Genomic DNA, 22,638 nt, shown 5'->3' on the forward strand with positions numbered 1-22,638 from the left:
TGTATAGTGTTGCACGCGATTTTTGTCACGCCGGAAAGTCAGGGTAGGGGAGAGGGCGGGCCGGATTGTCGGTCTCCATCTCCGTCCATGGCGCCTGTGTTTTGAACAGGAGATCGCTCGTTTTATGGGCGTGCGAGGCGGTCCGTCGGCCACGTAAACCGACGCAAGACGGCTTATTGAATGCATTATTGAATGGCTTTTGACTGTTATCGCGCGGGTTGACGCATTCCATCAATTGGCACGGCCGTTGCACCGTCGTCGCCAGACCGGCGGCCGACGTGAGGGCCGCTCGCACCGAGGAGACTGCGATGCCAGCCGTAACGAAGGAAGCCAACAAGAAGGGCGATTTCCTGGTCGACTACGAGACCAAGGTGTTCGAGGACGTGAAGGCCGAGCCCGGCGAAAAGGCGCTCGTCACCTTCCACACCGTCGCCTTCGAAGGCTCGATCGGCCTCGTAAACCTGCTGCAGGCCTCCCGGCTGATCCAGAAGGGCTTCGAGACCTCCGTCCTGCTCTACGGCCCCGGCGTCACGCTCGGCGTGCAGCGCGGCTTCCCGACCCTCGGCGACGAGGCCTTTCCCGGCCACCTCAACTTCAACAACCGCATCGAGAAGATCATCGCCGACGGCGGCAAGGTCTACGCCTGCCGCTTCGCGCTGCAGGCGCTCTACGGCCACGGCGAGGGCGCGCTGATCCCGGGCGTGATCCCGATCAGCCCGCTCGACGTGCTCGACGTCGTGCTGCTGCACCGCAAGGCGAACGCCTTCATTCTCGACACCTGGACGCTGTGATCCCGGCGTCGTCCCGGCCGAAGCGAAGCGCAGAGCCGGGATCGCGCGCCGGATGAGCGCCTGAGATGTCCGCCTCTTTCTGAGAACGATCCCGGATCGGCGGCGATGTCGCCGTCCGGGATGACGAGGACATGAGCATGACCGACAAACGCACCGTCCGCGCCGCGGCGGTCCAGATCGCGCCGGACCTCGACGACGGCGCCGGCACGCTCGGTCGCGTGCTGGCCGCGCTCGACGAGGCGGCGGGCAAGGGCGCCCAGCTCGTGGCGTTCCCCGAGACCCTTCTGCCCTGGTACCCCTACTTCTCCTTCGTGCACCCGCCGGTCGCGACCGGCGCGGAGCATCTGCGGCTCTACGAGCACGCGGTCGTCGTGCCCGGCCCGGCGACGGACGCCGTGTCGGCGGCCGCGCGCCGCCATGGAATCGTGGTCGCGCTCGGGGTGAACGAGCGCGACCACGGCTCGCTCTACAACGCGCAGCTGATCTTCGACGCCGACGGCTCGATCCGGCTCAAGCGCCGCAAGATCACGCCGACCTATCACGAGCGGATGATCTGGGGGCAGGGCGACGGATCGGGGCTCAAGGTGGTCGACACCGCCGTCGGCCGGGTCGGGGCGCTCGCCTGCTGGGAGCACTACAACCCGCTCGCCCGCTACGCCCTGATGGCGCAGCACGAGGAGATCCACGTCGCGCAGTTTCCGGGCTCGATGGTCGGGCCGATCTTCGCCGACCAGATGGAGGTGACGATCCGTCACCACGCGCTCGAAAGCGGCTGCTTCGTCGTCAACGCCACGGGATGGCTGACCGACGAGCAGCGCGCGCGGATCTCTCCCGACGAGAAGCTCCGCAAGGCGCTGACCGGCGGCTGCATGACGGCGATCGTCTCGCCGGAGGGCGCCCATCTCGCGCCCCCGCTCACCTCTGGCGAGGGCGTCCTGATCGCCGACCTCGACATGGCGCTGATCACCAAGCGCAAGCGGATGATGGATTCGGTCGGCCACTACGCCCGTCCCGAGCTCCTCAGCCTTCTCCTCGACGACCGGCCGCAGCCGACCGTCCGACAGTTCGCCGAAACCGCCGCCACGACCTCAGGGAGCGCGCGCGATGAAGCCGATTCCACGCAAGCCCACGACCAGCCTCTCGACGGAGGAGCTGATCAACGAATTGCAGTCCTTCGGGGTGCGGCTCGTCGACCCTAGGGCCGGCGCCGACAGCAGGCGGGGAGGGGCCGGCCCCTCCGACCACAAGGCGATCACGATCGACGGCATGACGGTCATGGCGCCGGTGCACACCGCCCCGTCGTTCGACAGCCCCTATCTCGTCGAGAAGCCCGACGCCTTCGGCCGCAGCCGCGTGACCCGCGACGGCGAAGCCCTGGGCGAGGTCAGCTTTCCGATGCGGCCGCGGTTCTATGAGCTGACGACGGCGGAGGGCGTGCCCTACGGCCATATCGCGACCCTGCACGGCCGCGACGTGCTGGCGACGACGGTGCTTCAGACCTGCATCCGCTACGCCAGCCGCACCAAGACCTGCCAGTTCTGCGCGATCGGCCAGTCGCTCGCGGCGGGCCGCACCATCGCCCACAAGACGCCGGCCCAGCTCGGCGAGGTGGCGGAAGCCGCGGTCCGGCTCGACGGCGTGCGCCACATGGTGATGACGACCGGCACCCCGAAGGGCTCCGATCGCGGCGCCGCCGTGCTCACTGATAGCTGCGTCGGCGTGAAGGCGCGGGTCGATCTGGCCATCCAGGTGCAGTGCGAGCCGCCGGACGACGACGCCTGGTTTGGCCGGATGCGCGACGCCGGCGCCGACGCGCTCGGCATGCATCTGGAGGCCGTCACCGAGGAGGTCCGAGCCCGCGTGATGCCGGGCAAGGCGCAGGTCTCGGTCGCGCGCTACTTCGAGGCCTTCGCCGCTTCCGTTCCGGTGTTCGGGCGGGGGCAGGTCTCGACCTACATCCTGGCCGGGCTCGGCGACAGCCGCGAGGACATCCTGTCGGTCTGCGAGCGGCTGGTTTCGCTCGGCGTCTATCCCTTCGTCGTGCCGTTCACGCCGATTTCGGGCACGCCGCTCGAAAGCCACCCGACGCCGGGCTCGGGCTTCATGGCGTCGATCCTCGCGCCGCTCGCGGGAATGCTCGTGAAGGGCGGCCTCAAGGCGACCGACGTGAAGGCGGGCTGCGCCAAATGCGGCGCCTGCTCGGCGCTCGCGACCTATGAACGGAGGCTCGCCTCCTGATCGCTTTCGTCTTTCAGGCCTGACCGTTCCAGGTCGCTCTGGTCGTCATGCCCGCCTTCGCGGGCAACCACGACTTCGTCGCGCACAGCGCCGCCCAAGTCGTGGACACCCGGCTGCGCCGGGCATGACGGCGGTGGGCCGCGTCAGGCGCTTGTTTATCGGGAGCCATCGGCGAGATGGCCGCCTCCTGAACGCATGGCATGCCCGTCACCCCTCATCGCCCTGGCCCCAACGAGGTCCGGGAGGAGTTCGCTCTCATGACCGGAAATGCATCCAACCACAGGACGGTCGCCGTGATCGGCGGCGGACAGGCCGGGCTTTCGATCAGCTACTGGCTTCAGCAGCGCGGGATCGATCATCTGGTGTTCGAGAAGCGCACGGCCGCCCACACCTGGGAGACGCAGCGCTGGGACACGTTCTGCCTCGTGACGCCGAACTGGCAGTGTCAGCTGCCGGGCCACCCCTATGAGGGCGCAGACCCCGACGGCTTCATGAAGAAGGACGAGATCGTCCGATATCTGAAGGGCTTCGTCGCCAAGGTGAACCCGCCGATCCGCGAGGGCGTCTCGGTCACGCGCGTCGCGCCCCGCGCCGAAGGCGGCTTCGACGTCGCGACCTCCGAGGGCGACTTCACCGCAGACGAGATCGTGGTGGCGTCGGGCGGCTACCACACGCCGATCATCCCCCGCATGGCCGAGAAGCTCCCGAAGAGCGTCACGCAGATCCACTCCGAACAGTACCGCAACCCGGCGCAACTCCCCGAGGGCGCCGTCATGGTCGTCGGCTCCGGCCAGTCGGGCGCGCAGATCGCGGAGGATCTGCATCTCGCCGGCCGCAAGGTCCATCTCGCGATCGGCGACGCTCCCCGCTGCGCCCGGTTCTATCGCGGCCGCGACGTCGTCGCCTGGCTCGCGGACATGGGCTATTACGAGATGGGCGTGGACGAGCACCCCTTGAGGGAGGGCGTGCGCGACAACACCAACCACTACGTCACCGGCCGCGACGGCGGCCGTGACATCGACCTGCGGAAATTCGCGAGCGAAGGCATGGAGCTGTTCGGCGCCCTCGAGGATTTCGAGCACGGAGAGCTCCGCTTCCGCGACAATCTCGCCCGCAGCCTCGACGCAGCCGACCAGACCTACAACGGCATCAACGCGGCGATCGACAAGCACATCGCGGAGGCCGGCGTCGAGGCGCCGCCGCCCTCCCGCTACGAGCCAGTCTGGACGCCTGGCGAGCCGCGGCTGTCGCTCGATCTCGCGGCGTCGGGGATCGCTTCGGTGATCTGGTGCATCGGCTTCCGACCGGACTTCCGCTGGCTCGACGTTTCCGTGTTCAACGGCGCGGGCCATCCGAAGCACCGCCGCGGCGTGACGGCTCATCCCGGCGTCTCCTTCATCGGGCTGCCCTGGCTGCACACCTGGGGCTCCGGCCGCTTCGGCGCGGTCGGCCGCGACGCCGAGCATGTGGTGGCGAAGATCGCCGAGCGGCTCGGGAGCGAGCGCGCCCCTTTGGCGATGGCGGGTTGAGCCGGTGAACGTCGCCGTCTCTCCGCGACTGTTGACCGGCGCCCTGCCGGTCGAGCCCCGGCGCCGCCCGATGCTTCGCAGCGCGCTCACCCTCGGCATGCCGCAGCTCGGACCCGCAGGGGTCTCGGAGACGTGGCTGCTGAAGGAGTGCGGTGACCGACACTGGCGGCTGCTCGGTGAGCTCGCGGGGGCGACCGGCGCCGGCTTTCGGGACGAGACCGGCGCTCCGGTCTACGCCGCGTTCTGCGCGGTCTCGGCCGAAGGGCTCAAGCTCGACGCTTTCGCCGAACACGACGCGCTCGAGATCCAGTCCAGCATCGAGCGGTCGTCGCGGACGCGTTTCGTCAGCCGGCACGCCCTGTCGCGCCACGGCGCGCCGGCGGGCGAGATCGAACTGCTGTCGGCTTTCGTCCGACGGACCGAGCCCGGCCGCAACCGCTCGATCGCCCGCGTCGCGCTCGACGGATTTCCCGAGGTCGAGCCCGCACAGCCGCCCGGCCGGGCGCTCCGGCTCGCCGCGCATCTGCGCGCCGATCGCTGGAGCTCGCATATGGGGTTTGAGCGCGACGGCGCGCGCCCGTTGGTCAGAACGACGATCCGGCCGTGCCCTTCGCAGGACTTCAACGGCGCCGGCCTGATGTATTTTGTCTCGTTCCAGTCGCTCGCCGACCGGGCCGAATGGGAGCTGCTCGACCCGCCCGCCACTGGAGTGACGACCCGTGCGCGGGACATCGTCTATTACGGCAACGTCGAGCCGGGCGAGCGCCTGTCCTTCTCGGTGATGGCCGCGAGACGAACCGGAACGGCGCTCGACCACTGGATCCGCATCGAGCGCGAAGCTGCTCCGATTGCAGACGTATTCACCTCCCGCGGATTCTGACTCCGAACCGCGGGCGCGCTCACGCGCTGACGCGGCGCATCACGGCGATCCGGACGAGATCCTGCAGGGTCGTCGCCTTCAGTTTCTCCTTGAGGTTCGAGCAGGTGTTGGCGACGGTCTTGTAGCTGATGCCCAGTTCGTCGGCGATCTGGCCATAGGCCTTGCCCTCGCCGAGCAGCGCGAGGGTCTGGATCTCGCGCGCCGTCAGGTTCGACGGGTCGCGGCGCGCGCGGCTGCCGAGCAGCGCGACCTGCACCGCCATCTCGTGGCCGATATAGGGCTGGCTGCGCCGCACCTTCTCGATGGCCTCGAGGAAGGTCTTCGGCCCCATGTCCTTGGCGAGGAAGCCGGTGGCGCCGGCCTTGAACGCCCGGCTCGCGATGATCGGGTCGCCATGCATGCTGAAGACGAGGATCGGGGTCGTCTCGTCGTGCAGGCGCAGGCGCCGGATCAGCGACAGGCCCGCGAGACCCGAACCGCGGATCGCGAGGTCCACGATCACCAGCTCCGGGCGGAACTGCCGGTAGAGCTGAAAGCCGGAGAGCACGGTCGCGGCCTCCAGCACCTCCTGGAAGCCGGCGTCGAGCAGCACGCGGCGGCAGCCTTCGAGGACGATGGGATGATCGTCGATCACCAGAGCGCGGTTCATTGGCCTGGGCTCCGGCTGTCGCGGGCGATCGGGATCGTCACCTCGAGCGCGGCGCCCTGCGGCGTCGTGCGCAGTTCGAAGCCGCCCTGCAGAGCCTGCAGGCGGTCGCGCAAGCCGACGAGCCCGAAGCCGGCGGACGCCGCGTCCGGCACGCCCTCGCCGTCGTCGACGACCCTCACCAGAATGTCGCCGTCGCGCTCCCGGACATGGACCGAGACCGCCGAGCACGCCGCGTGGCGGAGCGCGTTGGTGACGCCCTCCTGCACCGAGCGGTAGACCGTGAGGTCGGCGACGTCGCCATAGCCATTGGCGAGATCCTCGGCGAACAGGGCGAAGCCGTGCCTCGGATGGTGGCGCTCGAACTCCGCGAGCAGGCCGGCGAGCACCTCCGCCAGCGGCGCCTCGCCGAGCGCCATGGGCCTCAGCTTGCGCAGCAGCCTGCCGTTCACGCTCTGCAGCCGCTCCGCAATCTCGACCGCCGCTTCAAACCGGTCCCTCGAATCGCTCCCTATGAGTCCGGAGTCGATGTCGCGTCCGAGCAGGCCGAGATTGGCCCGCAGGCCGAACAGGCAGGGCCCGAGCTCGTCATGCAGCTCCGCCGCGATCTGGCGGCGTTCGTCGTCCTGCAGCGTGACCATCCGGCGCGACAGCAGCGCATTGGTCTCGCGCTCCGCGGAGAGCGCCTTCGCGAGCGCGTTGAAGCGTCTGGCGAGCGCCGCGAATTCGAAGATGCGCGGAATCGAGAGACGGCGTTCGAGCCGCTGCCGCTCGAGGTCCGAGAGCCCGTCGGCGAGCGCTCCGAGCGGCGCCAGAATGCGGCCGAGCGCCAGCGCGAAGGCGGCGAGCCCGACCCCGTTCAGAATCGCGAACAGGATCGCGAGGCTCGTCATGTCCTCCCAGACCTCGGCGATCTCGTCGGAGGCCTCTCCGTGGATCGCCACCAGCGCAACCGGATTGCCGGCGACGATGACCGGGATCGCGAGCCGCTCCACCTCGCCGGAGATCAGCGCCGCGAACCACGCCGGCGCGCGCTCGGCGTCGGAGACCTGCGCGGGCTCGCGCGAGCCGATGAGCGAGCCGTCCGGACGGTGGACCGCGATCCGGACGTGACGGATGCCGGGGAGGGCGAACTGCAGGTCGGAGACGTCGCGGCCGACGTCGCGCTGGAAGCTCGTCACCGTCTCCCGCACCAGCGGCTCGGCGATCTCGAGCGAGGCCGCCATCTCGACCCTTGTGGCGCGGCGGGCGTTGACGATCTCGACAGCGGCGGCCGCGAGGCAGCAGCCGACGTCGATCAGCACGACGACGGTGAGAATCCGCCGCCTCAGCGTTTCGGCCGGTCGCGCCTCGGGGGTCCTGCCGGCGCGCGAGATCGGCGGCGCTGCGCCGACGGCCGCTCCGCCGTCGATCGCGCTCATCGCTCGTCGCTTTCGACGGGGGCGGGCAGACCCTTGCGCTTCAGCAACGCGAGCGCGTCGGGCCGCGACAGGCCCTGGACGCGCGACGTCACGTAATGCTGGCAGGTCTCGCCGAAGCCCGCATGCTCGCCGGGCTGGGCGATGCCCGACAGCGCCTCGATCACCGAGCGGGCGCTCTCCTTGATTCCGTTCTCGCGCAGCATCGCCTCGACCTGCACGGCGCGGTTCGCGATCATGCGCTGGCCTTCGTAGAAGCGCCCGTCCGCCTCGACGAGCGTCCGACGGATGTCGCGGGCGGCGTCCTTCCGTGCCTCAGGCGCGCTCTCCTCATCCTCACGGCTGGCGAGCCAATCGGCGGGATCGACCTTGTCCTTCACCTGAAGCCAGGGGAGTTCGGAGACCGGCTTGTCGCGCCTCAGCGCGGCTGGAGCCTCCGGCTGCTTCTGCGGCGCCGGATCGTCATCGCAACCAACAAGAAATAAACCCGCGATGATGATCGCGGGGCCCCACATCTTTTTAATAAGGGAATATTGAAACATCATTCAAACGCGGATCCAGAGCATGATCGAATGCTATGTAGTCGATCGCCGTCCGGGGATAAACTGCTAAAGCGGACCGCGTGAAGCCAAGGCTCTCATGGAGCCGCGCAGTTTCGGCCAACGCGCGGCGTCTCTATAAGACGTTGGTATAATTTATGAATTCCACATAAGCCGCTGTGCGGCCGGGCCCTTATGAGGTCCGCCCCAAAGCGGGGAAATGTTCCCTGAACAATTTTCTACTCTATCCAAAGACAGTCTTCGTCTCATCGGAAAGAGTTGCGCCGCTGCAGACGCAAGAAGCGCCCGAGGCGCAGATCAAGAAAACGGTTCGACGCGTCGCTTCGAACCCTCACGCGTGGCAGCGCGCCGCGGAGACCCGTCCAAGGGGTCGCCCGTCGGCGCCGCGCTCAGGAACGGGAAACGCAAGGGGTCTCACATGGTCAACCTTAGAACGTCGGCGTCGGCGTTCGCGCTGGTCGCCGCCGCAACATTGGGCGTGGCGGCGTCCGGTCTTCCGGCGCGCGCCAACGACAAGCTCGTCGATCTGTCGAAGAGCGACGAGAACTGGGTGATGACGGGCAAGAACTACAGCGCCCAGAACTACAGCCCGCAGAAGCAGATCAACGTCGACAACGTCAAGGATCTGAAGCCGGCGTGGTCGTTCTCGACCGGCGTGCTGCACGGCCACGAGGGCACGCCGCTCGTCGTGGGCAACAAGATGTACGTCCACACGCCGTTCCCGAACATCACCTTCGCCCTGTCGCTCGACGAGCCGGGCAAGATCCTGTGGATGCACAAGCCCAAGCAGTCCCCGACCGCGCGCGCGGTGGCCTGTTGCGACGTCGTCAACCGCGGCCTCGCCTACTGGCCGGGCGACGGCGACAAGCCGGCCGAAATCCTGAAGACGCAGCTCGACGGCCACATCGTGGCGCTCAACGCCGAGACTGGCGAAGAGCTTTGGAAGATGGAGAACTCCGACATCAAGGTCGGCTCCACCCTCACGATCGCGCCTTATGTCGTAAAGGACACCGTGCTGGTCGGCTCCTCGGGAGCGGAGCTCGGCGTTCGCGGCTACGTCACGGCCTACGACGTCAAGACCGGCGCTCAGAAGTGGCGCGCCTACGCCACCGGCCCCGACGAGGACATCAAGCTCGCCAAGGACTTCAACGCCGCCAACCCGCAATACGGCCAGTTCGGCCTCGGCACGAACAAGACCTGGGAAGGCGACACCTGGAAGATCGGCGGCGGCACGAACTGGGGCTGGTACGCCTTCGACCCGGACACCAACCTCTTCTACTACGGCTCGGGCAACCCGGCGCCGTGGAACGAGACGATGCGTCCCGGCGACAACAAGTGGACGATGACCATCTGGGGTCGCGACATCGACACCGGCGAGGCCAAGTTCGGCTACCAGAAGACGCCGCATGACGAGTGGGACTACGCCGGCGTCAACGTGATGATGCTGTCTGAGCAGAAGGACAAGGACGGCAAGCTGCGCAAGCTGCTGACCCATCCCGACCGCAACGGCATCGTCTACACGCTCGACCGGACCAACGGCGACCTGATCTCGGCCAACAAGATGGACGACACGGTCAACTGGGTGAAGCAGGTCGACCTGAAGACCGGCGTTCCGATCCGCGATCCCGAGTTCGCGACCCGGATGGACCACAAGGCGACCGAGATCTGCCCGTCGGCCATGGGCTACCACAACCAGGGCCACGACAGCTACGACCCCGAGAAGCAGCGCTTCTTCCTCGGCATCAACCACATCTGCATGGACTGGGAGCCCTTCATGCTCCCGTATCGCGCGGGCCAGTTCTTCGTCGGCGCGACCCTCTGGATGTATCCCGGCCCGAAGGGCGACCGTCAGAACTACGAGGGTCTCGGCCAGATCAAGTCGTATGACGCCATCACCGGCAAGTTCGACTGGGAGAAGATGGAGCGCTTCTCCGTCTGGGGCGGCACGATGGCGACCGCAGGCGATCTCGTGTTCTACGGGACGCTCGACGGCTTCCTGAAGGCCCGCAACTCCAAGACCGGCGAGCTGCTCTGGAAGTTCCGCCTGCCTTCCGGCGTGATCGGTCACCCGATGACCTACACGAAGGACGGCGTCCAGTACGTCGCCATCTATTACGGCGTCGGCGGCTGGGCGGGCGTCGGCCTGGTGTTCGACCTGACGGATCCGACGGCCGGCCTCGGCGCGGTCGGAGCGTTCAAGAACCTCCAGAACTACACCCAGATGGGCGGCGGCGTGATGGTGTTCTCGCTCAACGGCAAGGGCCCGTACGACGATCCGAACGTCGGCGAATACAAGGGCAAGTCGCTCTGATCGCTGACTGATCGACGACAGCGACCCCGCCGGCCGACGGTCGGCGGGGTCCGCTTCAAGAACCACCAAGAACGTCTGAAGGCGTCTCGCGACCGGCATGATCGGGCTTGTCCGACCGTGGCGAACGGCAGGGAGAATTTGCAAATGACGGCTCTCAACCGCGGCATGGCGGGCGCGGCGATCCTGGCGAGCCTGGGCATGTCCTCATGGACCGCGTGCGCCGCCGAGAGCGGCGTTGCGAAGGCCGCGGGCGGCGCGTCGCTCCGGGTCTGCGCCTCGACCGTGGAGGCGCCCTATTCGATGGCGGACAGCAAGGGCTTCGAGAACCGGATCGCCGCCCTCGTCGCCGAAGCCATGGGACGCAAGATCGAGTTCGTCTGGTCGAAGCAGCCCGCGATCTATCAGGTCCGCGACGGCCTGGACAAAAACCTGTGCGACGTCGTCCTCGGCGTCGACGAGGGCGACGAGCGGGTGCTCTCGACCAAGCCTTATTTCCGGACCGGCTACGTCTTCGTGACGCGGACCGACGAGGCCGATATCGGCCCCAGCTGGAAGGACGCCGGCAAGAGCGACTTCAACAGATTCGCCGTGCGCTTCCAGACTCCGGCAGAACTGATGCTGAAGCGGCTCGGCAAATACGAGGAGAACGTCTCCTACGGGCTGTCTCTGGTGAACTTCGAGGACAAGCGGAACAAGTACACCCAGGTCGCGGCCGACAAGCTGGTCAGCGAAGTGGCGAGCGGAAACGCCGACGTGGCGATCGCCTTCGGCTCTGACGTCGGGCCCTACGTCCGGACGTCTTCGAAGCCGCTGAAGGTCACGATGATCGAAGACGACTTCAGCCTCGAAGACGGAACCAAGGTTCCGCTGCACTTCAACCAGGCGATGGGCGTCCGCAAGGACGACGAGGACCTTGCGAAGGCGCTCGACGCCGCGATCGAGAAGGCCCGGCCGCAGATCGACGAGTTGCTGAAGGCCGAGGGCATCCCGGTTCTCGCCCCGAACACCTGATGCGGCGGCGTGGCCGCTCAGGGTCTTGAAGGAAATCAGTATGATTGGGTTGCCATGAGAAAGAAGATCTGGATGGCCGCACTCGCGTCGGCGGCGGTCGCTTTCAGTATTTCGGCCGCAAGCGCCGCGATCGAACTGCACAACACCATTACGGGCGAGCCGCTCAGCCTCGACGACGCGCCGCCCGAGGGCAAGGACGTGCCCGCCTTCAAGGAGTTCATCGAGACCGGCCGCAACCCCTATCTCAACGAGCCGAACTGCCTGGCGAAGGGTCAGCAGCTGTACCTCGGCGCATGCTCGGGGTGCCACGGGCATGTGGCCGAGGGCAAGATCGGTCCGGGTCTGAACGACGACTATTGGACCTATCCGGACAACAACACCGACAAGGGCATGTTCGAAACCGTCTTCGGCGGCGCAAGCGGACAGATGGGCCCGATGTATCAGGTCGTAAACGTCGACGAGATACTGATGGTGATGGCCTGGGTCCGGCACATGTACAAGGACAAGGTCGAGGACGCCGCGTGGCTCGACGACGCGCAGAAGGCGAAGTTCCAGCCCTATGACGGCAAGGACGCGCCGAAGCCCGACCCGGCGAACACGCCGGCGGAATGCAAGATCGAGTGATCACGAATCTCCGCCGGTCTCCGGCGCGGGACGAGGGTCGGCCGGAGGGGGCCGGACCTGACGGTGCAAGAACGCAAAGCAAAACGCGTCTAGGAGGAATGCCAATGTCTATGATCAAGACTTTCTGCGGCGTCGCGGCGGCCGCTGCATTCATGACCGTCGCGGCCGCGGCTCCCGCGCTCGCCTATGATGGGACGAAGTGCAAGGAGCCGGGCGTGTGCTGGGAGCCGAAGCCCGGCTATCCCGCCAAGGCCGAGATCAAGGGCTCGAAGTACGACCCGAAGCATGATCCGAAGGAAGTCGCCAAGCAGGGCGACTCCATCAAGGCCATGGAGCAGCGCAACAAGCAGCGGGCCGACAACTACGCCAAGACCGGCAAGTTCGAATACGACGTCTCCAAGATCAAGACGAACTGACGTCTCTTCGGACGGGGCCGGCGCGCGAGCGCATCGACGCGCCGGCCCTTCGAACCGATCCCATGTGGTCCGGGCGCATCCGGATCGCTCCCTCCGGTCGTCGGGGCGGCGTCTTCCGGCCGTCCCCGGGATGACGACACGCACCTAGCGGCCGCCGGCGGACGGGACGTCGCCTGATTGTCCCGCCCCGGTGGCCGTCTTTTCCCCAGAGATGAGGCGAGGTGTCATGAGCGTTTCGACGGCGGCCGGACTACGGCCCGAGACCGCGTCGACCGACCTCTCGCTCGACGCCTGGCGCGACCGCGCCCACGCTTTCGAGGCGGAAGTCGGCCGCGCGGTCGTGGGCCAGCCCGGCGTGGTGCGGCTGCTGACGGTGGCGCTGTTCGCGCGCGGCCATGTGCTGCTCGAAGGCGACGTCGGCGTCGGCAAGACCACGATCCTGCGCGCCGTGGCGCGCGTGCTGGGCGGTCCGTTCGAGCGGATCGAGGGCACGGTCGACCTGATGCCGACCGACATGCTGTACACGGCCTTCGTCGACGACGACGGCAAGCCGCGCGTCGAGCCGGGCCCGGTGCTGCACCATGGCGAGGATCTCGCCGTGTTCTTTTTCAACGAGATCAACCGCGCCCGCCCGCAGGTGCATTCCCTGCTGCTGCGGCTGATGGCCGAGCGCAGCGTGACCGCCTTCGGCAAGGAATGGTCGTTCCCGCATCTCCAGGTTTTCGCCGACCGCAACCGGGTTGAGAAGGAGGAGACCTTCGAGCTCCCCGCCGCCGCCCGCGACCGCTTCCTGATGGAGATCGCGGTCGAGGCGCCGTCGGAGACGGAGGTCCGGCGCGACCTGGTGTTCAACCCGCGGTTCCACGACGTCGACCGCCTGATCGGGGGCTTGGCCGAAGGCGTCGTCGATCACCGGCGGCTCGGCGACGTCGGCCGGGCGATCCAGTCGGCGGTCCACGCCAGCCCGACGCTCGAAACCTATGTGCTCGGCCTGTGGGACGCGCTCAGGGCGCCAAAGGCCGCGGGCGTCGACATCGCCGGCGCCGACATGGACCGCCTGCTGCAGGGCGGCGCGAGCCCGCGCGGCGTCAGCGCGCTGGTGCGCGCGGCGCGCGTGACCGCCTGGCTCGCGGGCCGCGACATGGTGCTGCCCGAGGACGTGCGGGCGGTGTTCTCGCCCGTCATGGCGCACCGGATCTTCCTCGATCCGATCTACGAGATCAGGCGCGACCGCATCGTGCCGGACCTCTGCCGGCAGGTGTTCGAGAGGGTGCCGGCGCCGTGAGCCTCGCCCGCGAGCCGGCCGGGCCGCCGAGGCGCGATCTGCCGTACCGGCTGTTCGGCCGGGCGCGCGGCGTCGCGCCGGGCGCGCACCGGGCGGTCGGCTCGGGCGCCAACGGCGCGTTTCTCCGCCACGTCTCGCTGCTCGAGCTGCCCGACGCGCGGCGTATCGACATGCGCGCCTCGCTGCTCGATCCGCTCGGCGGCGTGAAGGTCCGTCGGTTCGAGCGCCGCGCCCGGATCGACGTCTTCGTGGTGCTCGATCTCTCGGGATCGATGGCCTTCGGCCGCTCGCATCGCGACGACGACCCTGTCGCCGATCTCTGCGCGGCGATCGCCCACGCGGCGATCAGAGGGCAGGACCGCTTCGGCCTGATCGCGGCCGGACCGACCCCGCGCGCCGATTTCGTGATCCGGGCGACCCGGCGGCGCGGCGTGCCCGACGAGGTCTGGACGCGCCTGCGCGCAGAGGCCGGCGCGGGCCGGGGCGTGGGCGGACTGCTCCGCTCGATCGAGGAGCTGCCGACCCGCCGCTCCCTCGTGTTCGTCGTCTCGGACTTCCTCATGCCGCCGGAGGCGCTCGACGGTCTGCTCGGCCAGCTCTGGAGGCACGACGTCGTTCCGGTCGTCGTGCGGTCGAGCGCGGTGGAAAGCCGGCTGCCGCGCTTCGGGCTGATCGAGACCCGCGACCTCGAGACCGGCCGGCGCCGGCTGGTGCTGATGCGGCGCTCGCTGCGCGAGCGGTGGCTGGCGGAGGCGCGCGCGCGCCGCGCGGCGCTCGATCTCGTCTTCCGCAGCTACGGTCGCCCGGGATTCGACCTCGTCGACCGGTTCGACGGCGACGCATTCGCCGATTTCCTGCTCTCGGGCGGCGTCTGATGCGCCGCCTCCTGCTCGCCGCCGCGATCGCGCTGTTCGCGCCGGCCGGCGCCGGCCTCGCGCAGGTGCGCAGCGTCGAGACCTATGGCCCCCGCCCGTTCGGCGTGCTGCTCGGCGACGTCCTGAAGCTGCAGTCGGTCGTCGTGGTCGACGCCCCGTTCAAGCTCGATCGCTCGACGCTGCCGCAGCCCGGAGCGGTCACCTATTCGCTCGAGCTGCACAAGATCGACGTCACGGAAGAGCCCGCCCCGGACAATGGGACGCGCTACCGGATCGAGACCGAGTACCAGACGTTCTTCTCCGCCCTGGAGACCGGCGAGCAGACCGTCCCCGCCTACACGATCGCGGTGTCGGACGGGACGCGTCGCGAGGAGGTCCAGGCGGGCAAGTGGACCTATGTCACCTCGCCGCTCCGGCCGATCCAGGGGCAAGCCGGCGAAAGCAATCTCCGGCTGCGGCCCGACGTCCGGCCGGCGATCCCGTCGACCAGGGCGGCCCGCATCCAGCTCGGCGCGGCGCTCGCGCTGGTCGCCTTGCTGTTCTGCGCGCTCGCCTGGCAACGGTCCTGGTGGCCGTTCCACCGCCGGGCGTCGCGGCCCTTCGGCGCCGCCGCGCGCGAGATCGGCCGGCTCGCGGGTCGGGGAGAGGAGGGGCGTCGCGCGGCGCTGCTGCGGCTCCACCGCGCGTTCGACGTCGCGTGGGGCAAGCGGCTGCTCGGCGACGACATCGGCGCCTTCCTGCGCGACCGGCCCGCCTTCGCGCGGCACGGCGAGGCGATCCGCTCCTTCTTCGAGGCGTCGCGCGCGGCCTTCTTCGGGCCCGCCGGCGCGACCGCGTCGATCGCGCCCGACGCGCTGACGCGGCTGGCGCGCGACCTCGCGAGCGCGGAGCGGGCGTCGTGACCGCGCTGTCCGCTCTCGGCGTCGATCTCCCGTGGGTCCTGCTGCTGCTGCCGCTGGCGCTGCTGCCGGTCCTCGTCTCGCCGCTGCGCCTGTCTTCGGCGCCGGCGGACGAGGTCGTCCCGCGCGACCCGCTGTCGAGCGCGATCGGGGCTGCGATCATCGCGGCCGGGGCGCTCGCGATCGCCAGCCTGATCTTCGGCCTCGCAGGCTTTCATCTGCGCGAGCAGAGCATCGAGCGTCGCGGGTCCGGGGCCAACATCGTGCTGCTGATCGACCGGTCGAGCAGCATGGATTCGACCTTCGCCGACCGGCTGCCCGACGGCGCGGAGGAATCCAAGTCGGCGGCCGCCAGGCGGCTGCTTACCGATTTCGCGTCGCGCCGTCCGGCCGACCGGGTCGCAGTGGCGGCGTTCTCGACCTCGCCGATGCCGATCGTGCCGATGACCGACGAGCATGAGGCGGTCCGCGCCGCGATCGCGGCGATCGATCATCCCGGCCTCGCGAAGACCGACGTCGGCCGCGGCCTGCTGCTCGCCTTCTCGATGTTCGACGCCTCGTCGAGCGAGAGCTCGCGCGCCGTCGTGCTGGTGTCGGACGGCGCGGCCGTGATCGACCGCCGCGTCCAGGACGCGTTGCGCGACGCCGCGGCCCGCTCGCCCGTCAGCCTCTACTGGCTGTTCCTGCGGACCGAGGGCGCCAAGGGCATCTACGACGCGCCGGCGTCGGGCGAGGAGGACTCGCCGTTCTCCAACCCCGAGCGGCACCTCAACATCTTCCTCAAGAGTCTCGGCCTGCCGTACCGGGCCTTCGAGGCGAACAGCGCGGCGCAGGTGTCGGACGCGATCCGCGAGATCGACCAGCTCGAGCAGCGGCCGACCTTCTACAAGGAGACCATCCCGAAGCGCGATCTCTCGCCTTGGTGCTTCGGCCTCGCGGCCTTCGCGATCGCTTTGCTGCTCGCCGCCAAGCTCTCCGAGCGCCGCCTCGACGAGGACGTCGCTCCCGCAGGCGCTGCGAGGGCGCAGTCGTGAGGGCGCTCGCCGCGCTTCGCGCCGCGGCCGTTCCGGCCGCGCTCCTCGCTGCGATCGTCTTCGCGGCGGTCTCGGCATGGAAGCTATACAACGGTCTTCAGGAGCGGCGGTTCGTGGTGGCTCTGCTGCAGAACCACGACGTCAAGCCGGCGAACGACGCCGGCCCCGCGGCGCTGTTCGCCCGCGGCTACTATCTGCTGATCCGCGACCTGATCGACGAAGGGCAGGGCTATGCGCAGCCGCTCAGCGAAAAGGGCGACGTCGGCGCTGCGGCCGCCTTCTATTACGACCTCGGCAACGCGCGCCTGAGGCGGGCGATCGCGCATGTCGAGGCGAGCAAGATCGACGCCGCCATTCCGGAGGTGCGGCTGGCGAAGGAAGCCTACCGGACCGCGCTGACCGCCGACCCCGAGCTCTGGGACGCCCGCTACAATCTCGACGTCGCGATGCGGCTGGTGCGGGATTTTCCGGAGCTCGAGCGCGACGAGGAGGAGGCGAAGGGCAAGCCGAAGAAGCTCTGGACCGACCTGCCGGGCCTGCCGCGGGGCCTGCCGTGACGCGGCCCGACGCAAGGACGCTGGCGCTCGCAGCGGCCTTCCTGCTTGCGATCGCCGCGGCCTTCGGGCCGACGACCCGAGCGGAACGGCCGGTCTACGACCTCGTCGCGATCGTCGACATCACGATGAGCATGAACGCGCGCGACTACGTTCGGGACGGCAGGCCGCAAAGCAGGCTGGACGCGGTGAAGGAGCGCCTGGTCGCCGCCGCCGCCCGCCTGCCGTGCGGCACCAGGATGGGGCTCGGCGTCTTCACCGAACGCCGGTCGTTCATGCTTCTGGCGCCGCTCGACGTCTGCGCGAACTTCACCGCCTTCACCGGCGCCGTCTCATCGATCACCTGGCGGATGGCGTGGGAGGGGGACAGCCGGGTGTCGTCGGGCCTGTTCGAGGCGGTCCAACTGGCCCGGGAGAGCCATGCGGATCTGGTGTTCCTGACCGACGGGCAGGAGGCGCCGCCGCTGCGCGCCGATCAGCCGCTGACCTATGACGGCAAACGGGGCGACGTCCGCGGCCTGCTGGTCGGCGTCGGCGGCGACCAGCTGACGCCGATCCCGAAATACGACGATTTCGGCCGTGAGACCGGTTTTCTGTCGATGACCGATGTGCCGCAGGAGTCGCGGCTCGGTCCGCCGCCGGCGGACGCCGAATCCCGCCCCGGCTACAACCCGCGCAACGCGCCGTTCGGCGAGATGCCGGGGGGCGAGGAGCACCTCACGTCCGTCCGCGAGCCTCATCTGCGGGAGCTCGGCGGCATGACGGGCCTCGGCTACACGCGCCTCGGCGCGCCCGAGGCGCTGGCCGAGGCGATCGAGGCGAACGCGGTCGCCCGGCGCGTGCCCGTTCGGATCGACCTTTCGCCCATTCCCGCAGCGGCGGCGCTTCTGGCGCTCAGCCTGGTCTATGGCGCGCCATTCGCCGCCGGCATCCGCCGGCGCATGCGCCCGCACGCAACTTAAGGAGTCTGCCCCCATGTCAATCCGAAGCCTCGCCGCGGCGACTGCGTTCGCGCTCTCCATCGTCCCGGCGCTCGCCCACGGCCCGACTCCGCAGAAGGTAGACGAGACCGTCACGATCGCCGCCGAGCCAGCGAAGGTCTGGGCGGTCGTCAAGGATTTCGGCGCGCTCCAGTCGTGGCATCCGGACGTCGCGAAGAGCACGCTCGACGGGACCGACCGCACCGTCACTCTGAAGAAGGGCGGCGAGTTCAAGGAGGGCCTCGACGCGACCGACGACGCCGGGATGGAGATCGACTACCGCCTTTCGGGAGACGCCGGCGAGGCGCTCCCCGTCAGCTCCTACAGCGTGTCGATCAAGGTCGCGCCGAAGGACGGCGGCTCGCAGGTGACGTGGGAGGGGCGGTTCTACCGTGCGGACACCAACAATGAGCCGGAGGAGGGCAAGGACGACGCCGCTGCGGTCGCCGGCATGACGGAGTTCCTCAAGACCGGTCTCGAGGGCCTGAAGAAAAAGATCGAGGCCGGCGGATGATCTCCGCCCGACGGCTCGCGGCCGTCGCGGTTCTGTTCGCGCTGGCCGGTCCGGCCCGCGCCGACGGCGCGGCGTTCGCGATCGTCTCGCAGGCGGGCGCCGCCGTCTCTTTCCTCACCGCGAAGGGCGAAGCCGACGGCGAGCCTGTCGCGGTGGGCGAGGTTCCGGCCTCGATCGCAGCAGGCCCGGACGGCCGCACGCTTTATGTGAGCCACCCCGACCGCGGCCGCATCTCGGTGGTCGACGCGGTCACGCGGCGCGTGACCGCCACATTCCAGATCGACGGCAGCCCGTTCGGGGTCGCGGCGACGGACGAGCGGGTCTATGCGACCGACTGGACCAACAACCGGCTCGTGCGGATCGACGCGCTGACCGGCGCCTCGGACGGCGCGGTCGGGATCGGCAAGTCTCCAGCCGGTCTCGCCTTCGACGCGCGCAGGGCCCGCGCCTATTCCGCGGACCGCGAGAGCGACGCGGTGAGCGTGATCGATCTGACGCGCATGGCGGTCGTCGGCTCCGTGAGGGTCGGCCGCGCGCCGTTCGCGCTCGGCCTTTCGCCGGACGGCGCGCGGCTCTACGTCGCGAACGTGCAAAGCGGCGACCTCTCCGTGATCGACACCGACACGAGGCGGGAGGTCAGGCGCGTCAAGGTCGGCCGGATGCCCTACGGCGTCGCCGCGACGCCGGACGGGATGCGGATCCTGGTCACGCTGCAGGAGGAGGGCGCCGTGGTCATCCTCGACGCCGCGGCCTTCGAACCGTTGGGTCGGGTGAAGGTCGGGAAATATCCCGAAGGCGTCGCGCTTTCTCCGGACGGGGCCACGGCGGCCGTCGCGAACTGGTTCGACGACAGCGTCTCGCTGGTCGACGTCGCGGCGATGAAGGAGCTCTCGAAATCCGACGCGCCAGCCGGCCCGCGCAACGCCGCGGCGATCGCGCCGTGACGGCAGGCCGCGCGTCTCGGCGCATGGTCGGCTTGATCGCGCCGTGCGGATGACTGATAACGGCCTCAGATAACGTAAGTATAAAAATAGAATAATTTAATAAGAACAAGCAATCGCCGGCAAATTGCTGCTGGCGGTAAGAGGAGGCACTGGCATGGGTATCGGCTTGATTCACGCGGCGGGCGTCGCGATCGCCATCGGCGGCCTGATGGGGGCGGCGGAGGCGCAGATGAGGCCGCCGGTGAACATCGGCGCGGCCGTCGGCGACGTCGGGCCGGGCTGGAAGAAGCAGCCGGGGAGCGACGAGGGCATAACTTACGTCTGCGATGCGGAGTCCTGCGGCGGGCGAGGGGTGCTCGGCCTCAGCCAGGCCGCCGCCACCCCGGATTACGTCAAGGGCGTGATCGCCGACCCCGACAAGATGCTGGCGAGCTACCAGTACGCCTCGGAGGAATCCATGAAGCCGACCGGCTGCGCCTTCGTGAAATACGAGGTGAAGCGGCTGGGCGACCGGCGCGTGCGGTATGACAGCACGGGAAAATGCCCGCAGGGATCGTTCGCCGCGATGACCACGATCTTCGACGCCGACCGCCCGACCATGATGGCGGTTCAGGTGCTCACCGGCAGCGAGAGCGGCGCGCTCAAGCTGCGCGACGCCTCCGCCGACAAGATCGTTCACGCGCTCGAGCAGGACGCGGCGGCGCCTGCGGAGAAATGACCGGCGCCGCGTTTTGGCGATGGGTCGGCGGCGACCTCGCGGGATCGCCGCCTGATGCTCAGAACTGTCCGAGGTAGTCCCGCTTGCCGATCTCGAGCCCCTTGTGCCGGAGGATCGCGTAGGCGGTCGTGACGTGGAAGAAGAAGTTCGGCAGGGCGAAGGTGAGCAGGTAGCTCTTGCCGTCGAACTCCACGGGGTTGGGGCCGATCTTTAAGGAGACCGGCCGGCTCTCGGCGCCGTCGAACCGCGCGGGGTCGAGGCTCCTGAGATAGGCGACGGTCTTCTCGATGCGCTGCTGAAGGTCGGCGAAGCTCGCTTCGTCGTCCGGGAAGCTCGGCATGTCGGCTCCCGTCAGCCGGGAGGCCGCGCCCTTCGAGGTGTCGCTCGCGCGCTGCACCTGGCCGGCGAGCGTCAGCATATCGGGCGCAAGCCGTGCGCCGACGAGCTCCTCCGGCGCGAGCCCGTGCGCCGTGGCGTAGGCCTCCGCCTTCGAGAGCAGGGCGGAGAGCACGCCGAACGCCCGGATGAACACCGGCGCCGAGGCGTCATAGATCGAAAGGGACATGGCTTCACCTGAGAAAAGGAAATGGTCCGGTTCGGACCCGAAGGGCTGGACGACGCCCTTCGTCGCTCTCAGTTGTCGGGTCAGGCGGCGGCCTTCAAGGGCGCGATCGCGTCCTTCGGCTCGCGCAGCGTGACGACGAAGCCGGCCGCGAACAGGCAGAGCGCGCCGGCGATGAAGAACGCCGGCAGGTAGCTCTCATAGAAGGTGCGGCTGAAACCCGCGCCATAGGCCGCAAAGGCCGCGCCGAGCTGATGGCCGGCGAAGATCCAGCCGAACACCAGCGTCGCCTTCTCGCCGAAGCGGTCGGCCGCGATCTTGATCGTGGGCGGCACGGTCGCGACCCAGTCGAGCCCGTAGAACACGGCGAACAGCGACAGGCCGTAGAAGGTGAAGTCGGTGAACGGCAGATAGAGCAGCGAGAGGCCGCGCAGGCCGTAATACCAGAACAGCAGCCAGCGGCTGTCGTAGCGGTCCGACAGCCAGCCGGAGCCGACGGTGCCGGCGAAGTCGAACACGCCGATCATCGCGAGCACGCTCGCCGCCGTCACCGCCGCCATGCCGTAGTCGCCGCAGAGCGAGATGAAGTGGGTCTGCACCAGCCCGTTGGTGCTGGCGCCGCAGACGAAGAACGAGCCGAACAGCACCCAGAACGTCCGGGAGCGCGCGGCCTCGCCCAGCGCGACCACGGGCGACGCCAGCATCGCGACGAGGCTCGCCGGCTGCGCGGGCGCTGGAACGATCGCCGCGCCGCCATAGGGCGGCAGGCCGATGTCTGCCGGGCGGTCGCGCATCAGCAGGAGCACGGCGACGACCGCGAGAATCAGCATCGCCAGCACGAAGGTCAGCGCGCCGCGCCAGCCGACGCTGTCGGTCAGAGCAGCGAGCAGCGGCAGGAAGACGAGCTGGCCGGTGGCGGTGCTCGCCGTCAGAAGGCCGAGCACCAGTCCGCGCCGCTCGGAGAACCAGCGGGTCGCGACCGTCGCGCCGAGCACCATGGCGGTGAGCCCGGTGCCGAGCCCCACGACCACGCCCCAGAGCAGCAGCAGATGCCAGAGCCTGGTCATCGCGAACGAGCCGAGCACGCCGGCCGCGATCAGCGTCAGCGCGACGCTCGCGACCCGGCGCACGCCGAAGCGGTTCATGAAGGCGGCCGCGAACGGACCCATCAGCCCGAACAGCACGAGGCGCACGGCGAGCGCGGATGAGATGTCGGCGGTCGCCCAGCCGAACTCGCGCTCCAGCGGGCCGATCAGCACGCCCGGCGCCCCGACCGCGCCCGCCGTCACCAGCATGGTGAGGAAGGTCACGCCTGCGACCACCCAGCCGTAATGAACGCCGCGTCTGGCGAAGGCCGCCGCGAGAGGCGACGCGCTGTCGGCGCTGCCGGTGAGGGACATTCGAGCCTCCGTCTGCGGGTCGAGGCCCGCTAATCCAAGAGAAGTCAGAGCGCGGCGAGCGTCGCGCGCATGTCGCGGGCGGCGTCCGCGCCCATCCGGTCTTCGAGCGTTTTCTGGACGCCGTCCCAGAGCGGCGCGCCCTCGGCGAGAACCTTTCGGCCGGCCTCGTCGAGCGTCACCGTCGCCTCGCGCTGGTCTTCGCCGCGCCCGAGCCTGACCAGTCCCATCCGCTCCAGAACCCTTACGTTGCGGCCGACGGTCGAGCGGTCGAGGTCGGTGCGGCGGCCGAGTTCGGTCAGCGTCGGCGGGTCGGCGCGCTCGATCGTCCGCAACAGGCTGAACTGCGCGATGTTCACGCCGAGCGGCGCGAGCGCTTCGTCGTAAACCGCGCCGATCCGACGCGCCGCGCGGCGCAGAAGCGTGCAGTAGCAGGGTGAACTCATGTTGAG

At 69.0% G+C, this 22,638-nt stretch carries 24 protein-coding genes; 18 read left to right on the forward strand and 6 right to left on the reverse strand.

Annotated features, from left to right (window positions below; all coding sequences use genetic code 11):
* Window positions 1–308: 308 nt before the first annotated feature.
* From PKE75_RS08165 to PKE75_RS08185, 5 genes are all read left to right on the forward strand, one after another.
* Complete coding sequence (locus PKE75_RS08165; RefSeq protein ID WP_271168216.1) at window positions 309–791, forward strand: MSMEG_0572/Sll0783 family nitrogen starvation response protein; 483 nt, start codon at window positions 309–311, stop codon at window positions 789–791.
* A gap of 137 nt (window positions 792–928) precedes the next feature.
* Window positions 929–1,990: a Nit6803 family nitrilase gene (locus PKE75_RS08170; protein ID WP_271168217.1), complete on the forward strand. Its 1,062-nt coding sequence runs from the start codon at window positions 929–931 to the stop codon at window positions 1,988–1,990.
* On the forward strand, window positions 1,896–3,029 hold the full coding sequence (locus PKE75_RS08175; protein WP_271168218.1) for an MSMEG_0568 family radical SAM protein: 1,134 nt from the start codon (window positions 1,896–1,898) through the stop codon (window positions 3,027–3,029). The genes PKE75_RS08170 and PKE75_RS08175 overlap by 95 nt, the downstream gene beginning before the upstream one ends.
* 257 nt (window positions 3,030–3,286) lie before the next feature.
* The gene (locus tag PKE75_RS08180) at window positions 3,287–4,558 is read left to right on the forward strand and encodes an MSMEG_0569 family flavin-dependent oxidoreductase (RefSeq protein ID WP_271168219.1); all 1,272 of its coding nucleotides are present in this window, start codon (window positions 3,287–3,289) and stop codon (window positions 4,556–4,558) included.
* Window positions 4,559–4,628: 70 nt separating this feature from the next.
* The gene (locus PKE75_RS08185) at window positions 4,629–5,438 is read left to right on the forward strand and encodes a Pnap_2097 family protein (RefSeq protein WP_271168220.1); all 810 of its coding nucleotides are present in this window, start codon (window positions 4,629–4,631) and stop codon (window positions 5,436–5,438) included.
* 19 nt (window positions 5,439–5,457) lie between these two features.
* On the opposite strand, the gene PKE75_RS08190 is transcribed toward PKE75_RS08185, so the two are convergent.
* From PKE75_RS08190 to PKE75_RS08200, 3 genes are read right to left on the reverse strand one after another with little or no spacing between them, the layout of a single operon-like run.
* Window positions 5,458–6,087 carry a response regulator transcription factor gene (locus tag PKE75_RS08190; RefSeq protein WP_271168221.1) on the reverse strand — a complete coding sequence of 210 codons (630 nt, stop codon included), beginning with the start codon at window positions 6,085–6,087 and terminating at the stop codon, window positions 5,458–5,460.
* Window positions 6,084–7,505 (reverse strand): ATP-binding protein, encoded by a 1,422-nt coding sequence (locus PKE75_RS08195; protein ID WP_271168222.1) that lies wholly within the window; start codon window positions 7,503–7,505, stop codon window positions 6,084–6,086. Before PKE75_RS08195 ends, PKE75_RS08190 begins: the two co-directional genes overlap by 4 nt.
* Window positions 7,502–8,047: a hypothetical protein gene (locus PKE75_RS08200; RefSeq protein WP_271168223.1), complete on the reverse strand. Its 546-nt coding sequence runs from the start codon at window positions 8,045–8,047 to the stop codon at window positions 7,502–7,504. The genes PKE75_RS08195 and PKE75_RS08200 overlap by 4 nt, the downstream gene beginning before the upstream one ends.
* A 433-nt stretch (window positions 8,048–8,480) precedes the next feature.
* On the opposite strand from PKE75_RS08200, the gene PKE75_RS08205 reads away from it, so the two are divergent.
* The 13 genes from PKE75_RS08205 to PKE75_RS08265 all read left to right on the forward strand — a co-directional run bounded on the left by PKE75_RS08205 (window position 8,481) and on the right by PKE75_RS08265 (window position 20,227).
* Window positions 8,481–10,373 (forward strand): methanol/ethanol family PQQ-dependent dehydrogenase, encoded by a 1,893-nt coding sequence (locus PKE75_RS08205; RefSeq protein ID WP_271168224.1) that lies wholly within the window; start codon window positions 8,481–8,483, stop codon window positions 10,371–10,373.
* 144 nt (window positions 10,374–10,517) lie between these two features.
* Window positions 10,518–11,384 carry a methanol oxidation system protein MoxJ gene (moxJ, locus tag PKE75_RS08210; RefSeq protein ID WP_271168225.1) on the forward strand — a complete coding sequence of 289 codons (867 nt, stop codon included), beginning with the start codon at window positions 10,518–10,520 and terminating at the stop codon, window positions 11,382–11,384.
* Between the two features lie 72 nt (window positions 11,385–11,456).
* On the forward strand, window positions 11,457–12,008 hold the full coding sequence (gene moxG, locus PKE75_RS08215; protein WP_271168226.1) for a cytochrome c(L), periplasmic: 552 nt from the start codon (window positions 11,457–11,459) through the stop codon (window positions 12,006–12,008).
* Window positions 12,009–12,118: 110 nt separating this feature from the next.
* Window positions 12,119–12,424, forward strand: a complete 306-nt coding sequence (locus PKE75_RS08220) for a methanol dehydrogenase (RefSeq protein WP_271168537.1) — start codon at window positions 12,119–12,121, stop codon at window positions 12,422–12,424.
* A 226-nt stretch (window positions 12,425–12,650) separates the two neighbouring features.
* On the forward strand, window positions 12,651–13,709 hold the full coding sequence (locus tag PKE75_RS08225) for an AAA family ATPase (RefSeq protein WP_271168227.1): 1,059 nt from the start codon (window positions 12,651–12,653) through the stop codon (window positions 13,707–13,709).
* Window positions 13,706–14,584 (forward strand): DUF58 domain-containing protein, encoded by an 879-nt coding sequence (locus PKE75_RS08230; RefSeq protein ID WP_271168228.1) that lies wholly within the window; start codon window positions 13,706–13,708, stop codon window positions 14,582–14,584. Before PKE75_RS08225 ends, PKE75_RS08230 begins: the two co-directional genes overlap by 4 nt.
* Entirely contained in the window at window positions 14,584–15,486 is a 903-nt protein-coding gene (locus tag PKE75_RS08235; RefSeq protein ID WP_271168229.1) for a hypothetical protein, read from the forward strand. The genes PKE75_RS08230 and PKE75_RS08235 overlap by 1 nt, the downstream gene beginning before the upstream one ends.
* On the forward strand, window positions 15,483–16,517 hold the full coding sequence (locus tag PKE75_RS08240) for a vWA domain-containing protein (protein ID WP_309298807.1): 1,035 nt from the start codon (window positions 15,483–15,485) through the stop codon (window positions 16,515–16,517). The genes PKE75_RS08235 and PKE75_RS08240 overlap by 4 nt, the downstream gene beginning before the upstream one ends.
* A complete protein-coding gene (locus PKE75_RS08245; protein WP_271168230.1) occupies window positions 16,514–17,074 on the forward strand; it encodes a hypothetical protein in 561 nt (186 codons plus the stop codon). The genes PKE75_RS08240 and PKE75_RS08245 overlap by 4 nt, the downstream gene beginning before the upstream one ends.
* Complete coding sequence (locus PKE75_RS08250; protein WP_271168231.1) at window positions 17,071–18,033, forward strand: vWA domain-containing protein; 963 nt, start codon at window positions 17,071–17,073, stop codon at window positions 18,031–18,033. Before PKE75_RS08245 ends, PKE75_RS08250 begins: the two co-directional genes overlap by 4 nt.
* Before the next feature lie 13 nt (window positions 18,034–18,046).
* A complete protein-coding gene (locus tag PKE75_RS08255) occupies window positions 18,047–18,565 on the forward strand; it encodes an SRPBCC family protein (protein ID WP_271168232.1) in 519 nt (172 codons plus the stop codon).
* Complete coding sequence (locus PKE75_RS08260) at window positions 18,562–19,509, forward strand: YncE family protein (RefSeq protein ID WP_271168233.1); 948 nt, start codon at window positions 18,562–18,564, stop codon at window positions 19,507–19,509. The genes PKE75_RS08255 and PKE75_RS08260 overlap by 4 nt, the downstream gene beginning before the upstream one ends.
* A 154-nt stretch (window positions 19,510–19,663) precedes the next feature.
* On the forward strand, window positions 19,664–20,227 hold the full coding sequence (locus PKE75_RS08265; protein WP_271168234.1) for a hypothetical protein: 564 nt from the start codon (window positions 19,664–19,666) through the stop codon (window positions 20,225–20,227).
* A gap of 58 nt (window positions 20,228–20,285) precedes the next feature.
* On the opposite strand, the gene PKE75_RS08270 is transcribed toward PKE75_RS08265, so the two are convergent.
* From PKE75_RS08270 to PKE75_RS08280, 3 genes are all read right to left on the reverse strand, one after another.
* The gene (locus tag PKE75_RS08270) at window positions 20,286–20,792 is read right to left on the reverse strand and encodes a DUF1993 domain-containing protein (RefSeq protein ID WP_271168235.1); all 507 of its coding nucleotides are present in this window, start codon (window positions 20,790–20,792) and stop codon (window positions 20,286–20,288) included.
* Window positions 20,793–20,872: 80 nt separating this feature from the next.
* Window positions 20,873–22,189, reverse strand: a complete 1,317-nt coding sequence (locus PKE75_RS08275; protein WP_271168236.1) for an MFS transporter — start codon at window positions 22,187–22,189, stop codon at window positions 20,873–20,875.
* 44 nt (window positions 22,190–22,233) lie between these two features.
* Window positions 22,234–22,632: a MarR family winged helix-turn-helix transcriptional regulator gene (locus PKE75_RS08280; protein WP_271168237.1), complete on the reverse strand. Its 399-nt coding sequence runs from the start codon at window positions 22,630–22,632 to the stop codon at window positions 22,234–22,236.
* Window positions 22,633–22,638 lie beyond the last annotated feature (6 nt).

The sequence above is a fragment of the Hansschlegelia plantiphila genome, from assembly GCF_027922265.1.
GTDB classification, from domain to species: Bacteria; Pseudomonadota; Alphaproteobacteria; order Rhizobiales; family Methylopilaceae; genus Methylopila; species Methylopila plantiphila.

Bases quoted from the DNA above. Each gene is read 5' to 3' on its own strand.
- PKE75_RS08280 (WP_271168237.1), bottom strand. From the start codon at position 22,632: ATGAGTTCACCCTGCTACTGCACGCTTCTGCGCCGCGCGGCGCGTCGG.
- moxJ (WP_271168225.1), top strand. From the start codon at position 10,518: ATGACGGCTCTCAACCGCGGCATGGCGGGCGCGGCGATCCTGGCGAGC.
- PKE75_RS08270 (WP_271168235.1), bottom strand. From the start codon at position 20,792: ATGTCCCTTTCGATCTATGACGCCTCGGCGCCGGTGTTCATCCGGGCG.
- PKE75_RS08175 (WP_271168218.1), top strand. From the start codon at position 1,896: ATGAAGCCGATTCCACGCAAGCCCACGACCAGCCTCTCGACGGAGGAG.
- PKE75_RS08260 (WP_271168233.1), top strand. From the start codon at position 18,562: ATGATCTCCGCCCGACGGCTCGCGGCCGTCGCGGTTCTGTTCGCGCTG.
- PKE75_RS08195 (WP_271168222.1), bottom strand. From the start codon at position 7,505: ATGAGCGCGATCGACGGCGGAGCGGCCGTCGGCGCAGCGCCGCCGATC.
- PKE75_RS08170 (WP_271168217.1), top strand. From the start codon at position 929: ATGACCGACAAACGCACCGTCCGCGCCGCGGCGGTCCAGATCGCGCCG.
- moxG (WP_271168226.1), top strand. From the start codon at position 11,457: ATGGCCGCACTCGCGTCGGCGGCGGTCGCTTTCAGTATTTCGGCCGCA.
- PKE75_RS08275 (WP_271168236.1), bottom strand. From the start codon at position 22,189: ATGTCCCTCACCGGCAGCGCCGACAGCGCGTCGCCTCTCGCGGCGGCC.
- PKE75_RS08225 (WP_271168227.1), top strand. From the start codon at position 12,651: ATGAGCGTTTCGACGGCGGCCGGACTACGGCCCGAGACCGCGTCGACC.
- PKE75_RS08190 (WP_271168221.1), bottom strand. From the start codon at position 6,087: ATGAACCGCGCTCTGGTGATCGACGATCATCCCATCGTCCTCGAAGGC.
- PKE75_RS08220 (WP_271168537.1), top strand. From the start codon at position 12,119: ATGATCAAGACTTTCTGCGGCGTCGCGGCGGCCGCTGCATTCATGACC.
- PKE75_RS08235 (WP_271168229.1), top strand. From the start codon at position 14,584: ATGCGCCGCCTCCTGCTCGCCGCCGCGATCGCGCTGTTCGCGCCGGCC.
- PKE75_RS08180 (WP_271168219.1), top strand. From the start codon at position 3,287: ATGACCGGAAATGCATCCAACCACAGGACGGTCGCCGTGATCGGCGGC.
- PKE75_RS08255 (WP_271168232.1), top strand. From the start codon at position 18,047: ATGTCAATCCGAAGCCTCGCCGCGGCGACTGCGTTCGCGCTCTCCATC.
- PKE75_RS08265 (WP_271168234.1), top strand. From the start codon at position 19,664: ATGGGTATCGGCTTGATTCACGCGGCGGGCGTCGCGATCGCCATCGGC.
- PKE75_RS08200 (WP_271168223.1), bottom strand. From the start codon at position 8,047: ATGATGTTTCAATATTCCCTTATTAAAAAGATGTGGGGCCCCGCGATC.
- PKE75_RS08205 (WP_271168224.1), top strand. From the start codon at position 8,481: ATGGTCAACCTTAGAACGTCGGCGTCGGCGTTCGCGCTGGTCGCCGCC.
- PKE75_RS08185 (WP_271168220.1), top strand. From the start codon at position 4,629: ATGCTTCGCAGCGCGCTCACCCTCGGCATGCCGCAGCTCGGACCCGCA.
- PKE75_RS08165 (WP_271168216.1), top strand. From the start codon at position 309: ATGCCAGCCGTAACGAAGGAAGCCAACAAGAAGGGCGATTTCCTGGTC.